Source organism: Kribbella sp. NPDC000426, from assembly GCF_040300265.1.
Lineage (GTDB): Bacteria > Actinomycetota > Actinomycetes > Propionibacteriales > Kribbellaceae > Kribbella.
The window spans coordinates 179,896-200,699 of the sequence record NZ_JBEPDK010000009.1 but is presented as its reverse complement, the minus strand read 5'-3'; the positions used below and the strand labels follow the sequence as shown (position 1 = coordinate 200,699).

General features: G+C 69.2%; 22 protein-coding genes. 16 read left to right on the top strand and 6 right to left on the bottom strand.

The window, feature by feature from the left end; genetic code table 11:
* The first annotated feature begins 9 nt into the window (after positions 1–9).
* On the top strand, positions 10–966 hold the full coding sequence (locus ABT313_RS38000; protein WP_350864336.1) for a DUF4037 domain-containing protein: 957 nt from the start codon (positions 10–12) through the stop codon (positions 964–966).
* On the opposite strand, the gene ABT313_RS37995 is transcribed toward ABT313_RS38000, so the two are convergent.
* The gene (locus ABT313_RS37995; protein ID WP_350864333.1) at positions 939–1,808 is read right to left on the bottom strand and encodes a LysR family transcriptional regulator; all 870 of its coding nucleotides are present in this window, start codon (positions 1,806–1,808) and stop codon (positions 939–941) included. The genes ABT313_RS38000 and ABT313_RS37995 overlap by 28 nt on opposite strands.
* 69 nt (positions 1,809–1,877) lie before the next feature.
* On the opposite strand from ABT313_RS37995, the gene ABT313_RS37990 reads away from it, so the two are divergent.
* The 7 genes from ABT313_RS37990 (at position 1,878) to coaBC (ending at position 6,540) form a co-directional block, all read left to right on the top strand.
* Positions 1,878–2,849, top strand: a complete 972-nt coding sequence (locus ABT313_RS37990; protein ID WP_350864330.1) for an EamA family transporter — start codon at positions 1,878–1,880, stop codon at positions 2,847–2,849.
* 8 nt (positions 2,850–2,857) lie between these two features.
* On the top strand, positions 2,858–3,241 hold the full coding sequence (locus tag ABT313_RS37985) for a hypothetical protein (protein WP_350864328.1): 384 nt from the start codon (positions 2,858–2,860) through the stop codon (positions 3,239–3,241).
* 151 nt (positions 3,242–3,392) lie between these two features.
* Positions 3,393–3,767 (top strand): hypothetical protein, encoded by a 375-nt coding sequence (locus ABT313_RS37980; RefSeq protein ID WP_350864325.1) that lies wholly within the window; start codon positions 3,393–3,395, stop codon positions 3,765–3,767.
* Positions 3,768–3,883: 116 nt separating this feature from the next.
* The gene (gene mihF / locus ABT313_RS37975; protein ID WP_130449575.1) at positions 3,884–4,198 is read left to right on the top strand and encodes an integration host factor, actinobacterial type; all 315 of its coding nucleotides are present in this window, start codon (positions 3,884–3,886) and stop codon (positions 4,196–4,198) included.
* A gap of 75 nt (positions 4,199–4,273) precedes the next feature.
* Positions 4,274–4,897 (top strand): guanylate kinase, encoded by a 624-nt coding sequence (gene gmk / locus ABT313_RS37970; protein ID WP_350864321.1) that lies wholly within the window; start codon positions 4,274–4,276, stop codon positions 4,895–4,897.
* 2 nt (positions 4,898–4,899) lie between these two features.
* Positions 4,900–5,202, top strand: coding sequence for a DNA-directed RNA polymerase subunit omega (gene rpoZ, locus ABT313_RS37965; RefSeq protein ID WP_130388473.1), 303 nt, complete (start codon positions 4,900–4,902; stop codon positions 5,200–5,202).
* A gap of 54 nt (positions 5,203–5,256) precedes the next feature.
* Positions 5,257–6,540, top strand: coding sequence for a bifunctional phosphopantothenoylcysteine decarboxylase/phosphopantothenate--cysteine ligase CoaBC (gene coaBC, locus ABT313_RS37960; protein ID WP_350864317.1), 1,284 nt, complete (start codon positions 5,257–5,259; stop codon positions 6,538–6,540).
* Here the strand turns inward: coaBC and ABT313_RS37955 are convergent.
* On the bottom strand, positions 6,537–7,433 hold the full coding sequence (locus ABT313_RS37955; protein WP_350864315.1) for a GNAT family N-acetyltransferase: 897 nt from the start codon (positions 7,431–7,433) through the stop codon (positions 6,537–6,539). The genes coaBC and ABT313_RS37955 overlap by 4 nt on opposite strands.
* Positions 7,434–7,545: 112 nt before the next feature.
* Between ABT313_RS37955 and ABT313_RS37950 the strand changes: the two genes are divergently transcribed.
* The 4 genes from ABT313_RS37950 (at position 7,546) to ABT313_RS37935 (ending at position 12,741) form a co-directional block, all read left to right on the top strand.
* Complete coding sequence (locus ABT313_RS37950) at positions 7,546–8,661, top strand: winged helix DNA-binding domain-containing protein (RefSeq protein ID WP_350864312.1); 1,116 nt, start codon at positions 7,546–7,548, stop codon at positions 8,659–8,661.
* Positions 8,662–8,847: 186 nt separating this feature from the next.
* Positions 8,848–10,041, top strand: a complete 1,194-nt coding sequence (metK, locus tag ABT313_RS37945; RefSeq protein ID WP_350864310.1) for a methionine adenosyltransferase — start codon at positions 8,848–8,850, stop codon at positions 10,039–10,041.
* A 114-nt stretch (positions 10,042–10,155) separates the two neighbouring features.
* On the top strand, positions 10,156–12,189 hold the full coding sequence (locus ABT313_RS37940) for a primosomal protein N' (RefSeq protein WP_350864308.1): 2,034 nt from the start codon (positions 10,156–10,158) through the stop codon (positions 12,187–12,189).
* Positions 12,190–12,234: 45 nt separating this feature from the next.
* Positions 12,235–12,741, top strand: coding sequence for a nucleotidyltransferase domain-containing protein (locus ABT313_RS37935; RefSeq protein ID WP_350864306.1), 507 nt, complete (start codon positions 12,235–12,237; stop codon positions 12,739–12,741).
* Here ABT313_RS37935 and ABT313_RS37930 read toward each other — a convergent pair whose 3' ends face one another.
* Positions 12,742–13,731, bottom strand: coding sequence for an ArsR/SmtB family transcription factor (locus ABT313_RS37930; RefSeq protein ID WP_350864303.1), 990 nt, complete (start codon positions 13,729–13,731; stop codon positions 12,742–12,744).
* A 65-nt stretch (positions 13,732–13,796) separates the two neighbouring features.
* On the opposite strand from ABT313_RS37930, the gene ABT313_RS37925 reads away from it, so the two are divergent.
* Positions 13,797–15,008: an MDR family MFS transporter gene (locus ABT313_RS37925; protein ID WP_350864301.1), complete on the top strand. Its 1,212-nt coding sequence runs from the start codon at positions 13,797–13,799 to the stop codon at positions 15,006–15,008.
* Here the strand turns inward: ABT313_RS37925 and ABT313_RS37920 are convergent.
* On the bottom strand, positions 14,941–15,837 hold the full coding sequence (locus ABT313_RS37920; protein ID WP_350864297.1) for an MFS transporter: 897 nt from the start codon (positions 15,835–15,837) through the stop codon (positions 14,941–14,943). The genes ABT313_RS37925 and ABT313_RS37920 overlap by 68 nt on opposite strands.
* A gap of 152 nt (positions 15,838–15,989) precedes the next feature.
* Here ABT313_RS37920 and ABT313_RS37915 point away from each other — a divergent pair, with 152 nt between their 5' ends.
* The 3 genes from ABT313_RS37915 to ABT313_RS37905 are packed head-to-tail and all read left to right on the top strand — an operon-like array spanning position 15,990 to position 18,139.
* Positions 15,990–16,964 (top strand): Lrp/AsnC family transcriptional regulator, encoded by a 975-nt coding sequence (locus ABT313_RS37915; protein ID WP_350864295.1) that lies wholly within the window; start codon positions 15,990–15,992, stop codon positions 16,962–16,964.
* The gene (locus ABT313_RS37910) at positions 16,961–17,578 is read left to right on the top strand and encodes an HAD family hydrolase (RefSeq protein ID WP_350864292.1); all 618 of its coding nucleotides are present in this window, start codon (positions 16,961–16,963) and stop codon (positions 17,576–17,578) included. The genes ABT313_RS37915 and ABT313_RS37910 overlap by 4 nt, the downstream gene beginning before the upstream one ends.
* An 18-nt stretch (positions 17,579–17,596) precedes the next feature.
* Entirely contained in the window at positions 17,597–18,139 is a 543-nt protein-coding gene (locus ABT313_RS37905; RefSeq protein ID WP_350864289.1) for a DUF1707 SHOCT-like domain-containing protein, read from the top strand.
* 7 nt (positions 18,140–18,146) lie between these two features.
* Here the strand turns inward: ABT313_RS37905 and ABT313_RS37900 are convergent, their stop codons facing one another.
* Both ABT313_RS37900 and ABT313_RS37895 read right to left on the bottom strand, forming a co-directional pair.
* Positions 18,147–19,277 (bottom strand): hypothetical protein, encoded by a 1,131-nt coding sequence (locus ABT313_RS37900; protein ID WP_350864957.1) that lies wholly within the window; start codon positions 19,275–19,277, stop codon positions 18,147–18,149.
* Positions 19,277–20,707 carry a C39 family peptidase gene (locus ABT313_RS37895; RefSeq protein ID WP_350864286.1) on the bottom strand — a complete coding sequence of 477 codons (1,431 nt, stop codon included), beginning with the start codon at positions 20,705–20,707 and terminating at the stop codon, positions 19,277–19,279. Before ABT313_RS37895 ends, ABT313_RS37900 begins: the two co-directional genes overlap by 1 nt.
* Positions 20,708–20,804 lie beyond the last annotated feature (97 nt).

Genomic DNA, 20,804 nt, shown 5'->3' with positions numbered 1-20,804 from the left:
TTCCTTCGCATGTCTGGTCTGGGGATTTGCGAGCGGTTCTATCAGAAGATCGTCCGGCCGCAGTTGGACGTGCCGCACAGCGCCGCGCTGCTGGGGCGCGGGTCGGAGGTGCTCGGCTTCGACGACGAGATGTCGACCGACCACAACTGCGAAGCGCGCGTGCTGCTGTTCGTCGATCACGGTGTCGAAGTGCGGCCGGAGGTGCCGGCGACGTTCGAGGGCCGGCCGACGTGGGTCGAGGTGCACACGCTGCACAAGTATTTCCGCGACCAGTTGGCGTTCGACATCGACGCCGAGCTCTCGCCGCAGAATTGGCTGACATTTCCCGAGTCGATCCTCCGCCAGCACACGGCGGGCGGCGTATTCCACGACGACCTCGGGCTTGGGGCCGTCCGTGATCGGCTGGCGTACTACCCGGACGATGTCTGGCGCTATCTGATGATCACCGCCTGGTGGCGGGTCCACCCGGAGATGAACCTGGTCGGCCGGTCCGGGTATGTCGGCGACGAGCTGGGGTCGGCGCTGATCGGAGCACAGCTCGTCCACGATCTGATGCAGCTGTGCTTCCTGATCGAGCGCACATACGCGCCGTACCGGAAATGGTTCGGTACGGCGTTCGGCCGGCTGTCGTGTGGTCCTGCATTGACGCCACTGCTGCGTGAGGTCCTGCGCGCCGACACCTGGCAGGGCCGGGAGGAGGCCTTGATGGCGGCCTATCGCGGGGTCGCCGAGCTGCACAACCGGCTCGCTGTGACCGAGCCGGTCGAGCTCGGCGTGGAACGGATGTGCGGCCGCCCGTTCCGGGTCGTCTGGGGAGACTTCATCGGCGCGCTCGCCGCCCGGATCCAGGATCCCGAAGTACTGCGGATCTTCGAGCGCTGGCCCGTCGGCGGTATCGAGCAGGTCCGCGACATGTTCTGGAAGGCGCCGGACCGCCGTCAGCTGATCGAGCTGCTGGACTCCTGATAGAGCGTCGTGAGCAGGTCGACGGCTGCCTGGGTGGCCGGATGCGGGTCCTCCCGGTGCCAGATCAGGTGGACGTCGACCGGCGGCGCGTCCCGGAGCGGTTTGTAGACCACACCGTCCCGCCGGTACTGCGTGGTCGTCGCCTGGGGCGTCACGCCGACGCTGCGGCCGGAGGCGATGGCGGCGAGCCAGTCGTCGACGTCGTGGGTGAGCTCGATTCGCGGTCGCGCGTCCTCCGGCCAGAGCGCGACCGTGGTGCTCCCGGTCCGGCGGTCGATCACGATCGTCCGGTCGGCGATCTGCGCGAGCGTGAGCGATCGTTTGCGCGCCAACGCGTCGTCGGCGGGCAGGACGCAGTACCGCGGCTCCTGGGTCAGCAGCACGTGGCCGAACCGGCTGAAGTCGAGGTGGGTCCGGACGACGGCGAGATCGCACAGGCCCTCGGTGAGGCCGCCGGTGGCCGTGTTCGTGCGGATCAACTGCAGCTCGATCTCGGGGTGTGCGCCGGCCCAGCGACGCTGGAACTCCGTCGTATGCCGGCCGAACGCCGACCACGCATGCCCGACGCGCAACCGGGTATGCCCGCTGGTCGCCTCAGCCACCAGTACGTCGATCTCGGCCAGGATCTGCCGGGCGCGGGCGAGCACCTGGACACCCGCGGTCGTCGGCGTGATCGACCGGCTGGTCCGATGCAGCAGCCGTACGCCGAGCCGCTGCTCGAGGGCCAGCAGGCTGCGTGACACGGCCGCCTGGGAGATCCCGAGCTCGATCGCCGCGTCGGTGAACGTCCCGTTGTCGACGATCGCGACCAGGCAGCGCAGGTGCCGCAGTTCGAGATCCATGACTCCAGCGTATAGATCGGCGGCGGGGTGCATTTTGCGACCGCGCTTGGCGGGCGGACGCTCGTGCTTGTGAGGCGACAACGGTTGGTCGGAGTGGCGATGATGCTCGGGAGCGGGCTGTCGACGCAGGTCGGTGCGTCGGTGGCGGCGCTCGCGTTCCCGGTGATCGGTCCGGCGGGTGTGGTGGCGATCCGGCAGTGGGTCGCTGCGATCGTCCTGCTCGCGGTCGGTCGTCCCCGGCTGCGATCCATCACGGCCCGCCAGTGGCGTCCGGTGATCGGGCTGGCCATGGTCTTCGCGGTCATGAACCCGTCCCTCTACACGGCGATCGACCGGGTCGGACTGGGCCTGGCCGTCACGCTGGAGTTCCTTGGTCCGCTCGCTGTTGCATTGCTGGGTTCACGGCGCGTACTCGACCTGGTGTGTGCGCTCGTCGCCGCGCCCGCTGTGGTGTTGCTGGCGCGACCCCAGGCGACCACCGACTACCTGGGTATCGGCCTTGGCCTGCTGGCCGCGACGGGCTGGGCGTTCTACATCCTGCTCAACCGCAAGGTCGGTCGAGAGTTGCCGGGCGCAACGGGTTCGGCCGCCGCGGCCGCCTTGTCCGGTCTCGCCTACATCCCTGTGGGTGTGGTGGTCCTGTTGCATCATCCGGCGACGCTTGCTGCCGCGTCGTACGCGCTGGTGGCCGGCGTACTGTCGTCCGCAGTGCCGTTTCTCGTTGATTTGCTGACGTTGCGGCGGGTTCCGGCGCAGTTCTTCGGCGTCTTCATGAGCGTGAACCCGGTGCTCGCGGCAATGGTCGGTCTGGTGGTTCTGCACCAGCAGCTCGCGATCGTCGACTGGGCGGCGATCCTGGTGATCGTCGCGGCGAACGCGGTCGCGATCTCGTTCGGCGGGCGCGACGACGCGGCACATCACAGCCCGGTTCCAGTCGAGCCGTGCGATCTTGTTCACGGCGCGCCGGAGCTCGCGATGACCCCGGCGTTCGGAAAGGTGTCGGCGGACGGGGAGCCACAGTCTTCCCGCGCGACCTGTTAAGGAACAGAATGCGGAAGCTGGCAGCCCTCGCGGCCGTAGTGACGATGAGTGCCGGTGTCCTGACGGCATGCTCCGGCGGCGACTACTGCGGTGACCTGAAGGGCTACGTCGACTCGTCGAAGAACCTCGACATCAAGAACGCCGACGAGGTCGGCAAGATGCTGGACCAGGCCAAGAAGGTGTCGAAGTCGGCGCCGGACGACCTGAAGGACGACTGGAAGACCGTCATCGACTACGCCGAGAAGGCGCAGGACGCCAAGGGCGACACGAACAAGCTGCTGGAGCTCGCCAAGAGCGACGGCGACAAGATCACGCCCGCCATGCAGGCGATCACCAAGCAGGCCAAGGACACCTGCAAGATCGACCTCCCGGGCGCAGGCAACGCCAACTGACGCCCGCGGTGCCGGCAGGGCGGCGTCGCATCGCCGTCCCGCCGGCGCCACGGCGGCACCAACAGACAGCGGAACGTATTCATTTCGGATGATTTGGTCACTCCCGGTAGCGTCGGTGGAACACGACCTCCCGACCCCCGAGGATGAAGCCGTGAAATGTGTTCTCGCCATCGTTGCGACACTGACTGCCACTGCGGGTGTGCTGACCGCCTGCACCGATGAGCAGGCGTACTGCGTCGATCTGGCCAAGTACGCCGCGAAGGCCGTCGACGTCGACCCGCAGAAGCCGGTCGACTACGTGAAGATCCTGGACGAGGCGAAGAAACTCCAGGAGTCCGCGCCGAAGGACGTGAAGGACGACTGGGGGGTCGTCGTGACGTTCGCCGAGAAGGCCAAGGCGGCCGGTTCGGACCGGGTCGAGCTCGCCAAGCTGAGCAAGCAGACCGGCGCCGTGATGACGGCGTACAAGAACATCAGCAGCCAGGCGAAGGACAGCTGCAAGGTCGACCTCCCGGCCCTGAACTGATCAACTGATCGTTCCAATCCGCCGCCTGTCCCACGACTCTGCTCACCGCGTCCTGATCGCGGGCTGGAGCCGTGTTAGGTTCCCTTGCGAAGCCATACAACGGGACAGGTGAAACGGTGCCACTTCCTTCTTTGACCCCGGAGCAGCGTGCGGCTGCTCTGGACAAGGCCGCGGCGGCGCGGCGTGAACGAGCCGAGATCAAGAACCGGATCCGGCACTCGGGAGCGTCTCCGACGGAGGTGCTCCACGAGGGCCAGACCAACGAGGTCATCGGCAAGATGCGGGTGAGCCAGCTGCTGCAGTGCATCCCCGGCGTCGGCAAGGTCCGGGCCCAGCAGATCATGGAGCGGGCCGGAATCTCGGAGACGCGGCGGGTCCGCGGCCTCGGCTCCAACCAGATCGCGGCGCTCGAGCGCGAATTCGCCGAGTGACGCTGGGTGATGCTGAGTGGAATCGGTGTGAGCCGGACCGAAATCCGTCCCGGCTCGTTGGACACTGGTGTGACGATGACCACGCACCCTGACAATGTTGCGAACGAGCCGACGGCCGTCGATCCCGGCCCGGCGCGGCTGACCGTGCTGGCCGGGCCTACGGCGGTGGGGAAGGGGACGGTCGCGGCGGAGATCCGCGAGCGGTACCCCGACGTCTGGATCTCGGTCTCGGCGACCACCCGCAAGCCGCGGCCGAACGAGGTGCACGGCGTGCACTACCTGTTCGTCTCGGACGCGGAGTTCGACCGGATGGTCGCGGACGGTGAGCTGCTCGAGTGGGCGGTCGTGCACAAGGCGGCCCGCTACGGGACTCCGAAGCAGCCGGTTCTCGACAAGCTCGCCGCGGGCCGGCCGGCGCTGTTGGAGATCGACCTGCAGGGCGCCCGTCAGGTCCGCGAGACGATGCCGGAGGCACAGTTCGTGTTCCTGGCGCCGCCGACCTGGGACGAGCTGGTACGCCGCCTGGTCGGCCGGGGCACGGAGACCCAGGAAGAGCGCGAGCGCCGGCTCGAGACCGCCGTACTGGAACTGGCGGCCGAGAAGGAGTTCGACGTGACGATCGTGAACGCCTCGGTTCGGGAGGCTGCCGATCAGTTGGTAAAGTTGATTCGATCACCCTCCATCTCTGGAAAGAGCTGACTTTGTCTGGCAACCAGCCCGTCGCCATCGGCATCACCTCGCCGCCGATCGACGACCTGCTCACCCGCACCGACTCGAAGTACAAGCTGGTGCTGTACTCGGCCAAGCGCGCGCGGCAGATCAACGCCTACTACTCGCAGCTCGGCGAGGGCCTGTTGGAGTACGTCGGACCGCTGGTCGAGACGCACGTCCAGGAGAAGCCGCTGTCGATCGCGATGCGCGAGATCAACGAGGGCGTGCTGACCTGCACCGACATCGACCCCGAGGCCGAGGCGGAAGCCGCTGCCGCGGAGAAGTCCGAGTAACCCACTCGCAATGACGACCGGGAACGGGGTCAGCTGATGTCCGGATCCGGTGAAGTGCCAACCCCTGGGACCGCAGCTGTCCCGGGGGACTCTGTCGTTCCTGCCAAGCACAAGCCGAACGTCGTGCTGGGCGTCGGCGGCGGCATCGCGGCGTACAAGGTCTGCGATCTGCTCCGGCGGCTGACCGAGTCCGGGCACAGTGTGCGGGTGGTGCCGACGGCGGCCGCGCTGGAGTTCGTCGGCGCGGCGACCTGGGCGGCGCTGTCCGGCAAGCCGGTGACGGCGGACCCGTTCGACCACGTCGAGGAAGTCCCGCACGTCCGGATCGGGAAGGCGGCCGAGTTGGTCGTCGTCGCGCCCGCGACCGCGAACCTGATCGCCAAGGCCGCCCACGGGCTCGCCGACGACCTGCTCACGAACACCCTGCTCACCGCGCGCTGCCCGATCCTGTTCGCGGCCGCGATGCACACCGAGATGTGGGAACACCCGGCCACCCAGGCGAACGTTGCTGTACTGCGTTCTCGCGGCATCACGGTGCTCGACCCGGCCGTCGGCCGGCTGACCGGTGCCGACACGGGCCGCGGGCGGCTGCCGGAGCCGTCGGAGATCTTCGCGATCAGCCAGCTGATGCTCGCCGACGAGGCGGCCCGCGCCGCCGGGCAGTCGGTCGCCGACCTCACGGGGAAGCACGTGTTGGTCAGCGCCGGCGGCACCCGCGAACACCTCGACCCGGTCCGGTACCTGGGCAACTCGTCGTCCGGCAAGCAGGGCTATGCGCTCGCCCGGATCGCGGCCGCCCGTGGCGCCAAGGTCACGCTGGTCGCGGCGAACTCCGAGCTGCCCGACCCCGCCGGCGTACAGGTCGTCCCGGTCGTCTCGGCCCGCGATCTGTACGACGAGATCACCGGCCGGGCCGCCGACGCGGACGCGATCGTGATGGCCGCGGCCGTCGCCGACTTCCGCCCCGCCGACGTCGTCGAACACAAGATCAAGAAGACCGCCGACGGCGCCGTGCCCGCGGTCAGCCTGGTGCAGAACCCCGACATCCTGCAGACGATCGCGCACGACCGCGCCCGCGCCGGCCAGGTGATCGTCGGCTTCGCCGCGGAGACCGGCGACGCCGACCACACCGTGCTGGAGCTCGGGCGCGCGAAGCTGGAACGCAAGGGCTGCGACCTGCTCGTCATCAACGACGTGTCCGGCGGCAAGGTCTTCGGCAGCGACGTCAACGAGGCAGTCATCCTGGACCGCGACGGCAACGCGCTGCCGGTCCCGTCAGGCAGCAAGGACGCCCTGGCCGGCGTGATCTGGAACCTGGTCGCCACCCACTGGTCCTAGCTCGGCGGTAGCGGTAGCGGGGCCCGCATCGTGAGGCTGACGATGCCGTAGGTGAAGCCGAGGTGCTCGTTGAGGCGGCGCATCGACTCGTTGCCGCGTTGGGTCCACGTGTAGATCTCGGTGATCCCGTGGTCGGCGGCCCAGGCCATGCTGGTGCGTTTGAGCGTCGACGCGACGGACTTGCCGCGCCACTCCCGGCGTACGGCGGTGTAGCCCACCTCCGCGCGCTCGGGGCGATCGGAGTCGAGCTTGAGGCCGGCCACGCCGATGACCTCGTCGCCGGCGACGGCGACGAACATGGCAGCCGGGTCGTCGATCCACTCCTTCTCCCAGTCGGACAGCGAGACCTGCAGCGCGGACGTGTGATCCATGTCCGGGATGGTCGGCACCGCGACCTGGTGATAGGCCGCCGTCCACAGCTCCGGGCGCTCGGCGACCGAGACGATCTCGTACTCGGTCGGCTTGGCCGGCCACGGCTCGTCGCCGATCGGCCGCACCTGTTCGACCTCGCGGTTGGCCTCCTTGAAGCCGAAGCGCTCGGCGAAGAGCTGCGAGCCCTCGTCGTCGACGTTCGTCCCCGCCATGTCGTACCCCTGCGCAAGGCCGTGCTCGGCGAGCGCCCGCAGGATTTCCGTGCCCACGCCGCGCCGGCGGTGGTCCGGATGCACGCGCGGCATCAGCGACGCCCGTTGACCGTCTCCGGAACGGTCCGCCAGACCGCTGCCGACCACCGTGCCGTCGATCTCCGCCAGCAGCGTCAGCCGGCCGGGGCGATCGAGCTCGCGCATCTCGGCGACGGTGGGGCAGCGCTCGTACGGCAGAACCGCGATCCGCACCGCGCGCCAGGCTTCGTAGTCGGCATCGGTGATCGCCGTCCGGAGAGTCGTCGTCATACCCCTCACCCTGCCGCACCCCACCCCCAAACCGCGCTCCCATTTCCTGCGCGCGCCTCCGCCGGCGGATAGAGGTCAAGAGTTGTCCTCTTCGGTGTCTAGGGTCGCGGGTATGGAGATCACGTGGGAGGCCGTCGTGGCGCGGCGGATGCGGCGGCACGGCTTGGCGGAGCCGTTCGGTTCGCCGGTCGACGCCGTACGGGCGATGTGTGGCGCGCATGCCCAGATCGCGACGGCGGGGGAGGCGTCGGTGGCGATCCGGGTGGCCGGGGCCGATCGCGCGACGGTGCAGAGCGACGAGGGGCTGGTGAAGACATTCGGGCCGCGGGGGACCGTGCATCTGCTGCCGTTGGAGGATCTGCCGATGTGGACGGGGGCGTTGTCGGCTCTGCCCTCGGTCGGCAGTCAGCCGGCTCCGATCAGGATGTCCGCGGACGAGATCGACCAGGTGATCATCGCCATCGGGGAAGCGCTCGCGCACGACGATCTCACCGTCGACGAGCTGACCGAGGAAGTCGTACGGCGGACCGGGGACTGGGCGCGGGAGCCGACGATCCCGGCCTTCCAGGGGGCGTGGGCGAGGTGGCGGCAGGTGACCTCGGTGGCGGCGAACGCCGGCGTACTGTGCCACGGCCCGATGCGCGGCCGGCTGATGACGTACGCGAACCCGCATCGCCTCCGCCCGTTCGAGCCGCTCCCGGCCGACAAGGCGCTGACCGAGCTGCTGCACCGATACCTGTACTCCTACGGGCCGGCGACCCCGCAGCAGTTCGCCCGCTGGCTGAGCACCACGCCGACCAGGATCAAGCCGTACTTCGACGACCTGCCGCACGCGACGCTGGCAGACCATACCGTATGGTATGCCCCGTGTGACGGCGAGTTCCCGGAAGACGACCGGGCCGAGGGTGTGCGGCTCCTGCCGTACTTCGATGCGTACGGCGTCGGCAGCTACCCGAGGGATCTGCTCTTCCCCGGCAAGGCGTTCGACCGGGCGACCGCCCGCGGACAGGCCGGCAACTATCCGCTGCTGCTCGTCGACGGCATCGTCGCGGGCGTCTGGCACCAGAAGAAGTCGGGCCGGACACTGCACGTCACCGTCGAGGCGCTGACCCCGCTGAACCGTCGCCGCCGCAAACTCCTGGACGTCGAGGTGGAGCGGCTGGGAGCGATCCTGGGCGGTGCGCCGTCGCTCACACTCGGCGATGTGACGGTCGGCGCGCACGCCTGAAACCGGAGTCGAAGTCCAGAATATGATCAGCAATCCCGTATGTTGGATGAATTCGGAACGTTACCGGGATTCCGGTGGAAACTGCTGGCATACTGCCCAAGATGCATCGCCAACCGTCGGTGCATGGGGGGACCGTGCGACTGTGGGGAACGGCCGTGCGGCACGAGAGGAATCCGAGGGAGAACTGTGGCGAGGCGCCTTTTCACGTCCGAGTCCGTGACCGAAGGTCACCCGGACAAGATCGCTGACCAGATCAGCGACTCCATCCTCGACGCGTTGCTGGCCGAGGACCCGAAGAGCCGCGTGGCGGTCGAGACCCTGATCACCACGGGTCTGGTCGTCGTCGCGGGCGAGGTCACCACGACGGCGTACGTCGACATCCCCGGGATCGTGCGGTCGCGCATCCTGGAGATCGGCTACGACTCGTCCTTGAAGGGCTTCGACGGCGCGTCCTGTGGGGTGCAGGTCGCCATCGGCAGCCAGTCGCCGGACATCGCGCAGGGTGTCGACACGGCGTACGAGACGCGTTCGGACGCGTCCGAGGACGCACTGGACCTGCAGGGGGCGGGCGACCAGGGACTGATGTTCGGCTACGCGTCGAACGAGACGCCGGAGCTGATGCCGCTGCCGATCACGATCGCGCACCGGCTGTCCGAGCGGCTGTCCGAGGTCCGCAAGAACGGCACGCTGGCGTACCTGCGGCCCGACGGCAAGACCCAGGTCACGGTCGAGTACGACGGTGACAAGGCGGTCCGGATCGACACCGTGGTGGTGTCCAGCCAGCATGCGGCGGACATCAACCTGGAGTCGATGCTGACGCCGGACATCAAGAAGCACGTCGTCGACCCGGTGCTCGAGCAGTTCGACATCGACTCGACCGACTACAAGCTGCTGGTGAACCCGACCGGCCGGTTCGAGATCGGCGGCCCGATGGGCGATGCCGGGCTGACCGGGCGGAAGATCATCATCGACACCTACGGCGGGATGGCGCGGCACGGAGGTGGCGCGTTCTCCGGCAAGGACCCGTCCAAGGTGGACCGGTCGGCGGCGTACGCGATGCGCTGGGTGGCGAAGAACATCGTCGCCGCCGGGCTCGCGGACCGGGTCGAGTGCCAGGTCGCGTACGCGATCGGCAAGGCCGCGCCGGTCGGCTTCTACGTCGACACGTTCGGGACCGAGAAGGTGCCGGTGAGCAAGATCGCCGACGCGGCCCGGGAGGTCTTCGACCTGCGGCCGGCCGCGATCATCCGCGACCTGGAGCTGCTCCGGCCGATCTACGCCCAGACCGCCCGCAACGGTCACTTCGGGCGGACCGGTGAGGACTTCACCTGGGAGCGCACCGACCGCGTCGAGGCCCTGAAGGCCGCGGTCAACAAGTAGGTACTGCGTTCGCGCACGGCCCGGTTGCCGGTCCCGGCAGCCGGGCCGCCGCTTGTCCACAGGACGGCCGTCGGCCTCCGACGCAGTGTCGTCGCGGCCGACTACAGTTTCCCGGTGACATCGAACGCGGACTCGCCGGAGCAGCTGACGCTGCTGCGCGACACCGTGCGCAGGTCGCGGACCAAGGAGCCCGCGCCGATCACCGAATCGTTGCCGGTGGCCCGGATCGCGGTCGATGTCTCGCTCCCGCATCTGGACCGGCCGTTCGACTATCTGGTCCCTGACGACATGGCCGGGGCGGCCCAGCCGGGTGCCCGGGTCAAGGTGCGTTTCGCCGGCAAGGACCTGGACGGGTTCGTGCTCGAGCGGCTCGCCGAGTCCGACCACGACGGCAAGCTGATGAGGTTGCGCAAGGTCGTCTCGCCCGAGCGGGTGCTGACGCCGGAGATCGCCGATCTGTGCCGCGCGGTCGCCGATCGGTACGCCGGGGTGCTCGCCGATGTCACGCGACTGGCGGTCCCGCCGCGGCACGCGAAGGTCGAAGCCGAGCCGCTGCGCTGCGACCAGCCGCCGCGGCCTCCGGTGTCCACCTCACGCTCGGGGTGGTCGCCGTACCCTGCCGGGTTCCTCGACGCGATCGCGCGCGGGGAGGCGCCGCGGGCGGTGTGGACCGCCGTTCCGGGAGCTGATTGGGCGTTGGCATTCGCGCAGGCCGCGGCAGTGTGTGCGGCGTCGGGGCGTGGTGCGTTGCTGCTGGCGGCGGACGCGCGCGACCTGGAGCGGCTGGCCGCGGCGTGTACGGCGGTGCTGGGGGAGTCCGGGTTCGTCACGTTGTCGGCGGACCTCGGGCCTACGGCTCGGTACCGCGCGTTCCTGGGCGCACTGCACGGGTGTGCTCGGGTCGTGATCGGCACGCGGGCGGCGGCGTTCGCCCCGGTGGCCGAGCTCGGGTTGGTGGCGCTGTGGGACGACGGCGACGAGTCGTACGCCGAGCCGCGCGCGCCGTACCCGCATGCGCGTGAAGTCCTGCTGCTGCGCGCGTTCCGGCAGAACTGCGCCGCGCTGCTCGGTGGGTTCGCGCGGTCCGCGGAGGCGGCGGCGTTGATCGAGTCCGGGTTCGCGCACGAGCTGATCGCGGACCGGAAGGTGATCCGCGCGGCGGCGCCGTCGGTGCACATCGCGGGCGAGTCGGATATCGAGCTGGCCCGTGACCCGAGCGCGCGGGCGGCGCGGTTGCCGCATCGGGTGTTCGAGATCGCGCGGGACGGGCTGCGGTCGGGGCCGGTGCTGGTGCAGGTGCCGCGCGCCGGGTATCTGCCGAGCCTGGTGTGCCAGACGTGCCGGGCGCCGTCGCGATGCTCGACGTGCGGCGGGACGTTGCGTCGGACGGGCGGATCCGGGCCGGCGAGCTGCAGCGTGTGCGGGCGGCCGGCGGTCGACCACCGGTGCCCGGAGTGCGGCGACACCCGGATGCGCGCGGCGATCATCGGCGCCCGACGTACGGCGGAGGAGTTGGGCCGGGCGTTCCCCGGCGTCGTGGTGCGTACGTCGGGCGGCGACAACATGCTCGACGTCGTATCGGGCGCGCCGGCGCTGATCGTCAGCACGCCCGGAGCCGAGCCGGTCGCCGAGGGCGGGTACGCCGCCGCCGTGCTGCTCGACACCTGGCTGATGTTGGCCCGTCCCGACCTGCGAGCTCCCGAAGAAGCCGTACGCCGCTGGTTCAACGCGGCCGCCATGGTCCGATCAGCCCGCGACGGCGGCACCGTCATCCTCGTCGGCGACCCGTCCGCCCTGCCACTGCAGGCAATCGTCCGCTGGAGCCCCGAAGGCTACGCACTCCGTGAAATCGAGGAACGCCGAACCGCTCGTCTAGCGCCCGCCGCCAAACTGGCCGAGCTGACCGGCCCCTCCGAGGCCGTCAACGACCTCATCACCCGCCTCCGCGACCTGGTCCCACCATCAGCCGGCCTGGAGGCCCTAGGCCCCGTAGATCTCGACGAGGAAACCGTCCGAGCCGTGGTCCGCACCCCGCGCCAACACGGCCCCACCCTCGTCCGCTCCCTCAAGGAGACCCAGTCCACCAGAGCCACCAAGAAGTCCCCAGGCTCAGTCCGAGTCCAGGTAGACCCACCCACCTTCGGCTGACCCTGAAGGGTGGACCGACGGAGTTCAGTGGCAGACCCTGCTGGGGTGGAAGCCGAATCACGTGCCCATTTGGCGGCCATCGCCGCGCTCAGCCAGGCGTTGGACGACGCCGGCGTCGACCATTGGCTGTTCGGCGGATGGGCGGTCGACTTCTGGGTCGGACAGCAGACCCGACCCCACGACGACGTGGATCTAGCGGCCTGGCGACGGGACTTCGCGAGGATCAAGGTCGCACTCGAGGCGGCCGGCTGGCGTCATACGCCGATGCCTGATGACGTGATCGGGACGCGGTACGTGCTCGGTGCGGTGCTGGTCGAGTTCACCTTCGTGGAGAGCGGGCCCGCGGGCGAGGTCGTCGTACCGCTGCCCGATCAGCCGGTCGTCTGGTCGACGGAGCCGTTCGGGGATGTCCGCCGGGAGTTCGGAGCGGTTTCGGCGCGCGTGATCCCGCTCGACGTACTGCGGGCCGGCAAGGCCGTCCCGCGTGAGGATGCGTCTGACGCGGCGAAGGATCGTGCGGACGCGGCGACGCTCGAACGGGTCGTTGAGTAGCTACGCGGTTGTTGCGAGCTGGGTTGAGGCGGCGAGGAGTTGGTGGCCGAGGGAGGTGCGGTGGTACAGGACCGTGCGGCCGTCGCGGTGGGAGGTGACTACGCCGGCGTTGCGGAGGATGCTCAGATGCACGCTCAGGGTGGGGGCGGAGACGCCGAGTTGGTGGGCCAGGTGGGTGGTGGACATCGGTAGGTCGAGGTGGCTGACGATCGCGGCTCGGGTGCGGCCGACGAGGTCTGCCAAGGGTGAGTCGGTGGTGTCCTGGCGGTCCTCCCAGAGGCGGCCGAGGCCGCGTGGGGGATAGGTGATCGTCGGCACGTGCGGCGCGCCCGTCACCGCCAGCCCGGCGGGCCAGGTGAAGACGCAGGGGACGAGGAGCAGGCCCTGGCCGGCCATCGGCTCGCCGTCGCAGGTGTACGGGCGGTCGATCTCGACGCGATCGCCGCGATAGCTGATCGACGGGTGCAGGTTACGGAACAGGCGCTCGATCCCGCCGCTCGCCAGCTCGTCCAGCCGGAACGCGAGGTCCTCCTGCAGCAGCGATCGCATCCGCCGCCACTCCGGCTCGATCGCCCGGCGCCAGTACGTCTCCAGCGCCGACGTGATCACCTCGAGCGCCTTCGCCGGATCCGCGATCAGCTCCGGCAGCAGCGGGTGCGGAGTGTCGTGGTGAAGCTTGCCGAGCTCGTCGGCCACGATCTCGTGCGGTGTCGCGGCGATCGCGGCCAGCCCGGACTCGAAGCTCGTCGACCGCCGCGGCGGCGCCGGGGTCATGAAATCGGGGATATAGCCGTACGGCGGAATGAGGGCCCTGAGCAACGTCAGGTCGGCGCCCGCGATCGTCGGCCGGACCTTCTGCAGCCACGGGCCGTGCACGCTCTGCGCGGTGTTGTTGCTCAACGCCCGCACACTCGTCATCGTCTCCCACACCGGCGACAGCGCGAACCGGATCCGCCCGACGTCGCCGGCGTTCAGCCTGATCGTGATCACCCGGCCAAGATTAGTCCTCACCCTAATCATCGACAACGGCCGGCCTGGCCCCGAGAGTTGATCCCATGAGCGCAGTAGCCATCGACACCCCGACCCCGACCGCCCTGCCGCGGGCGTTCTGGGCGCTCTGGGTGTGCCAGCTGGTCAACCGGCTCGGCAGCTTCGTGCAACCGTTCCTCGTCCTGTACCTGACCCACGACCGCCACCTCTCGGCCGGTACGGCGGGAGCCGTGGCCGCCGCGGTCGGCGCCGGATCCGTGTGTGCGCAGCTCGTCGGCGGCTGGCTGGCCGACCGGGTCGGCCGCCGCGTGACCATGCTGATCTGCTTCTTCGGCACCGGCGCCGCGCTGATCCTGCTCGGATCCGCCCGTTCGATGGCGCTGATCTGGGTGACCGCGTTCCTGGTCGGCCTGCTCAGCGACCTGTTCCGCCCCGCTGTCCAGGCGACGGTTGCGGACCTGCTGCAGCCGACCGAGCGGGTCCGCGCGTACGGCCTGCTGTTCTGGGCGATCAACCTCGGCTTCTCGGTCTCGACCGTCAGCGCGGGCGTCCTCGCGTCGTTCGGCTACGGCCTGCTGTTCTGGGTGAACGCCGCCACCTCGGTGATCGCCGGCCTGGTCATCTGGACGATGGTGCCGGAGAGCCGTCCGGCCCCCGCGGAGGATTCGGTCCGCCGGGCGCTGCTACCGGTCGTCGTACGCGACACCGTGTTCCTGCTGATGATCCTGATCCAGATCGGCTACGCGACCATTTACATGCAGGGCTACTCGACTCTGCCGCTGGCGATGTCGGACGACGGCCTCTCGTCCCGGACGTACGGTCTGGTGATCGCGCTCAACGGTGTCGTGATCGTGCTCGTCCAGCCGTTCCTCGGCAAGTGGTTCGTCAAGCTCGACCGGCCGAAACTGCTCGCGGCCTCAATGCTGGTCGTCGGACTCGGCTTCGGCGTCGGTGCCGTCGTCCACAGTTGGTGGGGCTACGCGGTGTCGGTCGTGGTGTGGACGATCGGAGAGATCGGGTTCGCCGCCGTGATCGGCGCGGTGTTCGCCGACCTCGCGCCGATCGACCTGCGCGGCCGCTACATGGGTCTGTCCGGGATGGCGTTCGGCGTCGGCACGGTGATTGGCCCGCTGGCCGGCACGAACGCCCTCGAGCACCTCGGCCCGACAGCCACCTGGCTCGGCTGCGCCGTACTCGGTGTGGTGATCTTCATCGGCCAGTACTCGCTGGCGCCGGCGCTCCACGCCCGCGCTGCAACAAACGCGGCGACCGCATGAGGTGAGCGGTCGCGACCGTCACCACGACGACCGCGACCGCGACCCACACAGCGCGATCGATCGAGGTCGGGTGATGCAGGAAGACCGAGCCGAACGCCGCCACGCCGAGCGTCCCGCCGAACTGCTGTACGGCGTTGAGCAGCCCCGCCGCGGACCCGGTCTCGTGCGGCTCGACCCGGTGCAACGCCTCGGTGAAGAACGCCGTCGTGAACAACCCCACCCCGGCACCCACAACCGCCAACGCCGGCAGCAGCGCGTACGGCGCAGCCGCGAGGCCGACCAGCAGTACGCCGAGACCGGCGTACATCAGCCGTGATCCGAAGCGGGCGACCAGCCACTGACCAGCGACGAGCGACGCGATTCCGCTCGCGGCCGACCACGGCAGCAGCGCGAGGCTTGCGCGCATGACGCCGTGGTGCAGCGTGAGTTGCTGATGCAGTACGACGACCAACGTGAGCCCGCTCATCACCGCGAAGAACAGCGTGGACGTCGCAAGCGCCGGAGCGAATCCACGATGCGCGAACAGACTCGTCTCGATCAGGTTGCCCCGCAGCAGACACAGACCGAGCAGCACAGCGCCGCCGATCAACAGGTACCAGTCGCGGGACTGCAGGATCGGGTAGACAACGAGCGCCGTACCGCCGGTCAGCAGTCCCGTCCCGAGGAGGTCGATGCGCGGTCGCTGCGGAGCCGCCGACTCGGGCAGCAGATGCGAGAGCGCGAGTACGCCGAGGCCGAGCGGCACGTTGACGAGGAAGACCGCCCGCCACGTGCTGACCTCGGTGATGAACCCGCCGAGGAGCGGCCCGGAGATCGCAGCCAGCCCCATCACCGGGCCTCGGCCACGAGCAGGGCGATCAGCCCGATCCATCGCTTGTTCGTCATGCCATCACGATCGGATCCGATCAATCAACCTTCCATAAATCATGCGGAGTCTTCAGAAATCTTCCATCCAGATGCGGGACGAGCGATGATCTTCACATGGTAGACGCGATTGATCGGGCTCTGATTCACGCGCTGCAGCTCGACGGGCGGGCGCCGTACAGCCGGATCGGTGAGGTTCTCGGTGTCTCGACGCAGACGGTCGCGCGCCGCTTCAACCGGCTGCGGGCCGAGGCCGGCCTGCGGGTGATCGGCCTGCCGGATCCGCAGACGGCTGGGCGGGCGCTCTGGCTGGTCCGCCTCACCGCGGCTCCGCAGGTGGCTCAGGATCTGGCCGCGGCACTGGCCCGGCGCCCCGATACCAGCTGGATCAAGTTCGCCGCGGGCGGGACCGAGATCGTGTCGATCGTCAACAGCACCCCGACCGACGGCAGTGCGCTGCTCCTGAACGACCTCCCGCGGACCACCGGCATCACGTCGGTCTCCGCGCAGTACCTGCTGCACATGTACGTCGGCGGTCCGACCGCTTGGCGTGGTCGCGCCAAGAGCCTGACGCCTGCGCAGGAAGCAGCCTGCCTCTCGACGCCGACCGATCGGGGACCGGTCAAGCCGCTGGGCACCGGTGACGCGAAGTTGCTGACCGCGCTCGGCGAGGACGGTCGCGCCACGCACGCGGATCTCGCCGTACGCACGGGCTGGTCGACGGCGACCGTCGCGCGCCGGCTGGACGAGCTGCAGCAGACCGGCGCGATCTACTTCGATGTCGACGTCGATCCGACCGCGCTCGGATTCACGACCAGCGCGATGCTGTGGCTGTCCGTTCCGCCGGCGCACCTCGACGCGGTCGGGCGGGCGCTGGCCGAGCACGACGAGCTCGGCTTCGTCGCGGCGACCACCGGCCGGACGAACCTCGTCACGCAAGCACTGTGTGCGAGCCCCGCCGCCCTGCACAGCTACCTGACCGACAGGGTCGGCGCCATCGAGCACATCACCGCGATCGAGACGGTGCCCGTGCTCCGCACAGTGAAAGCAGCCGCACCGTTCTCGCCGAGTCTCGTAGGGTTGAGGACATGACAGAGCGGACGATCGACGCAGTGGTGTTGGACATCGGCGGGGTGTTGCTGGACTGGAGCCCCAACTACCTCTACGCCGACCTGATTCCCGATGCGGAACAGCGGTCGCACTTCCTCACCAACGTGGCCACACCGGCCTGGAACCACAAGCAGGACGAGGGCCGCCCGTGGGCCGAGGCGGTTGCGGAGCTGAGGAGTCTGCACCCGGAGCACGCCGAGTGGATCGAGGCGTACGACACCGGCTGGCTGAAGATGGTCAAGGGCGTGTTCGAGGACACCGCCGCGGTGCTCACCGAGATCAAGGCGCTCGGCCTGCCGACGTACGCGCTGACGAACTTCTCGGGTGAGAAGTGGGAGATCGCGAAGGAGGCGTTCCCGATCCTGACGCGGTTCGACGGGGAGGTCGTCTCGGGCGTCGAGCAGACCGTGAAGCCCGACGAGAAGATCTACCGGATCCTCATCGACCGCTTCGACCTGGAGCCGGCGCGCACGTTCTACACCGACGACACGGCCTACAACGTCGACGGTGCTCGCGCCGTCGGTCTCGACGCCGAAGTCTTCACCGGTGCGGCCGACCTCCGGACGCAACTCCGGGCCCGCGGTCTGGCCGTGTAGCGGTACTACAGTGGATTGGTGACGTCCGTACCTGGAGACCGCTCGCCCGCCATCGGGGACGTGGATCGCGACACCGCTGTGCGGCGCGTGCAGGAGGCCTACACCGACGGGATCCTCACCCACGAGGAGATGGACGCCCGGCTGCACCAGGTGCTGAGCGCTCGGACCCGTCGGGATCTCGAGCGGGCGCTGGCCTCGCTGCCGGCGCCGGACCCGGGCCGCTCCGCGACCATCGGCGCGGCGTCCGGGCGGATCAGCCGCGTCGGCGTCTGGCGGGTGCCGCGGAGGCTCAAGGTGCATTCCGCGTTCGGCCGGGTCCGGCTCGATCTGACCCGGGCGATCTTCGAGCACCAAGAGGTCGACATCGAGCTCAAGCTCGGCACCGGCGGCGCGAAGATCCGGGTGCCGCGCAACGCGGTCGTCGAGCTCGAGGGTCTGCACACCACGTGGAAGGACTCGCAGTACAAGCCGCCGCGCGGTTCCACCGGGACCGGTCCGCGGATCCGCATCACCGGTGCGGTCGGGTTCGGCAAGGTGCGGATCCGGCACGCACGCTGGTAGCCGCCAGTCAGACAGGCGCCGAGATCGTTTCGGTGTACGTCGGCGTGCTCGCGAGGTACGCCGCTTCGACGTACACCGTGTTGTCCTGACAGGTCATCGGGGTGAGCGCGACGCCGGGTTTGGCGGCGTACATGCGTTGCGGGGCGGCGAGACCGGGACGCCAGCGGTTGATCTGGTAGGTCTCCTCGCCGGCTGGGCTGACCGTGCGGACCTCCCAGAGGATCCAGTTGCCGCAGGCAAGGATCGTGTCGGTGACGACGGTGCCGAGCGGGCGGGCGGGGGAGTCGCCGGACTCGCGGACGTACGCCTTGCTCTGGTACTGATCGGGGTCGGCGGCGGCCACCTCGGACCAGACGGTTGCACCGGCGATCGTCGCACCACTCCACTGGATGCAGTTGGTTGCTGCGGGCACCGGTTTCGCGGAGCCGCCCGCCAGCGGAGCGGAGAGGATGCGCTTGCAGCGGCGTGCGGTCTCCGGGGCGATGATCTCGCTGAACGTGACGGTATCGGCCGAGACGACCGGATCGGCGACGTACCCGGGGGCGTCGACGCAGGTCACGGCGCGCGACTTGAGTGTGGCGAGGTTGGCGACGATCAGGCAGGAGCGGTTCTTCGCGTCGGTGGAGCTGTACGCGAACGTGCCGTTGTAGGCGCCGATCTCGGGTTCGGAGACCGGTGGGAGCCCGGCGGGCGCGGTGGCCTTGCCGGTCGTGAGGTCGTAGCGGACGACCTTGATCTGCGGGTCCGGGCCGTCGGAGCGGATGTCCTCGATCAGGGCCCATTGGTTGTCGAGGACAACGGGGGACTGGGCAACGAAACCGATCGCGGGGACGTGGCGGACGACAGCCTTCCTGCTGGTGCGGTCGGTGATGGTCGTCGTACCGGCCTCGTCGCTGCCGCGGGTGACGACGTACTTGTGCTGCTGGGTGACGAGGTGCTGGCCGTCGACCGGTTGCCGCAGGACGTTCGCCCAGACCGGGATCGCCGTACCGCTATCTGTCGGCCGGGTCGGGGTGACCGACGGCTTCGGCGTCGTCGGTGTTGGCGTCGGTGTGGGTGTCGTGGTCGGCGTGGTTGACGAGCAGCCGGCCACGGCCAGGACGAGAAGGGTGCCTGCGGCAACCGTACGGCGATGCATCACAGCCCGATGTTCTGGAAGGAATTGGCCAGGGTGGCGTTGAACAGTGCGCTCGCCGGGATGTTCCGCGGGCCGTCGGTGACGTTGCCGCGGCTGTTGAAGCGGCGCTCGTTGAACACCTCGAAGATCGCGATCGTGCCGTTCGCCTTGTCGTAGCCGCGGCCGACCTGGTAGTGCCCGCTGTGGTTGAAGGCGAGGTACGGGAAGTACCGCTTGAGCAGCTGCACGTGTTCGATCACCGGGGCCTTGTAGACGCCCAGGTGCTTCTGGTGGACGGTGAAGAACGTCTGCGCGTTCCAGTCCGAGACGTTCTGCACGATGTACGTGCCCGCGGACTTCGGCCAGGCGGTCTTCACGTTGGTCTGCTTGACCATCGCGGAGATCGCCGTACCGCCGGTGGTCGAGCCGAGGTCCTTGGCCCAGGACGCCTGGGTGTCCTTCTGGTTGTCATCGGCCCAGTCGATCGACTGGAACGTCGCCGGCCCGCACCAGTACCCCTTCTCCTGCGAGGTCTGGAACCCCTTCATGATGTACGCCGAAGCCGGCACCTTCACCGGAGCAGCCGGCGTGGTCGGCGGCACCGGCTTGGACGGCCCCACCGTAGGAACAGTCCGAGTAGGCACGCCTGTCGGCGCCACTGTGGGGGTCGCGGTCGGCGTCGCGGTAGGCGACCCCGTCGGAGTCGGCGCAGCCCCCGCGCCGTCCGCCTGCGGCGTAGCCGCCGTCTCGGTGCCAGCTGTGGTGGGCGCCGCTTCGCGGCCTACGTCTTGTCCGGCCTCTTGCTCGCTCGCCGCAGGCGAGCCAGTTGGCTCCTGCGGGTTCACCGGTGGGGTGCCGGCGGCGACCAGTTCGCGGAGCTCGCGGGCTTTCTCGCGGCCGTTCCAGGCGGCTTGCATCTCGTCGAGCTCGGCGGTGACGCGGGTGCTCTTCGGCATCGCGGCGCGCTGGGCGACGAAGTCGGCCGGGGTGAGGTCACCGGTGGGGATGTCCTGCTCGACACCGACCTCGTCCGCCGCGCGCAGGGCCGGCGGGCTCACGATCGACTGCAACTGCGCGCCAGTCGGCACCTTGTCGACGAAGCCGAGGCCCAGGCAGTAGTTCTCGGTCTCGAGCTTGAAGCACCTGAGCATGGACTCGGCCTGCTCGGACTTGTCTGCCGACCGGACCTGCAGATCACCCGGCGACGTCTCCGTCACCTGCTTCACCACCTCGCTCCACGACCGCGCCGCCGGCTCGTCCACCGGCTGACTCGTCGTCGGCGTGGGCACCGGTGTAGCTGTCGTCGTCGGCTCAACGGTGGGGGAAGCGGTGATGCTGGGCGGCCCGGAGTACTCGGGCTCGCGGGGTTGATAAGCCTGGGCAGTAAGGGGTGCCTGCGCAAGCAGTGCACCCAGGAGGATCAGAGTTGCCCCCCGTGCTGCAGTGAGCATTGGGTCTCCCGAGCGGCGTGTGACGGCAGTGACTGAGGGTACGCCTGGGACCACAGTACGTGCTTGTGGCAACAAACGGGAGGGGCCTCCCGTCCTG

What these genes read in the sequence shown, in the direction of transcription:
- ABT313_RS38000 (WP_350864336.1), top strand. Translation starts at nt 10, where the DNA reads ATGTCTGGTCTGGGGATTTGCGAGCGGTTCTATCAGAAGATCGTCCGG.
- ABT313_RS37995 (WP_350864333.1), bottom strand. Translation starts at nt 1,808, where the DNA reads ATGGATCTCGAACTGCGGCACCTGCGCTGCCTGGTCGCGATCGTCGAC.
- ABT313_RS37985 (WP_350864328.1), top strand. Translation starts at nt 2,858, where the DNA reads ATGCGGAAGCTGGCAGCCCTCGCGGCCGTAGTGACGATGAGTGCCGGT.
- gmk (WP_350864321.1), top strand. Translation starts at nt 4,274, where the DNA reads ATGACCACGCACCCTGACAATGTTGCGAACGAGCCGACGGCCGTCGAT.
- ABT313_RS37955 (WP_350864315.1), bottom strand. Translation starts at nt 7,433, where the DNA reads ATGACGACGACTCTCCGGACGGCGATCACCGATGCCGACTACGAAGCC.
- ABT313_RS37950 (WP_350864312.1), top strand. Translation starts at nt 7,546, where the DNA reads ATGGAGATCACGTGGGAGGCCGTCGTGGCGCGGCGGATGCGGCGGCAC.
- ABT313_RS37925 (WP_350864301.1), top strand. Translation starts at nt 13,797, where the DNA reads ATGAGCGCAGTAGCCATCGACACCCCGACCCCGACCGCCCTGCCGCGG.
- ABT313_RS37920 (WP_350864297.1), bottom strand. Translation starts at nt 15,837, where the DNA reads ATGGGGCTGGCTGCGATCTCCGGGCCGCTCCTCGGCGGGTTCATCACC.
- ABT313_RS37915 (WP_350864295.1), top strand. Translation starts at nt 15,990, where the DNA reads ATGGTAGACGCGATTGATCGGGCTCTGATTCACGCGCTGCAGCTCGAC.
- ABT313_RS37910 (WP_350864292.1), top strand. Translation starts at nt 16,961, where the DNA reads ATGACAGAGCGGACGATCGACGCAGTGGTGTTGGACATCGGCGGGGTG.
- ABT313_RS37900 (WP_350864957.1), bottom strand. Translation starts at nt 19,277, where the DNA reads ATGCATCGCCGTACGGTTGCCGCAGGCACCCTTCTCGTCCTGGCCGTG.
- ABT313_RS37895 (WP_350864286.1), bottom strand. Translation starts at nt 20,707, where the DNA reads ATGCTCACTGCAGCACGGGGGGCAACTCTGATCCTCCTGGGTGCACTG.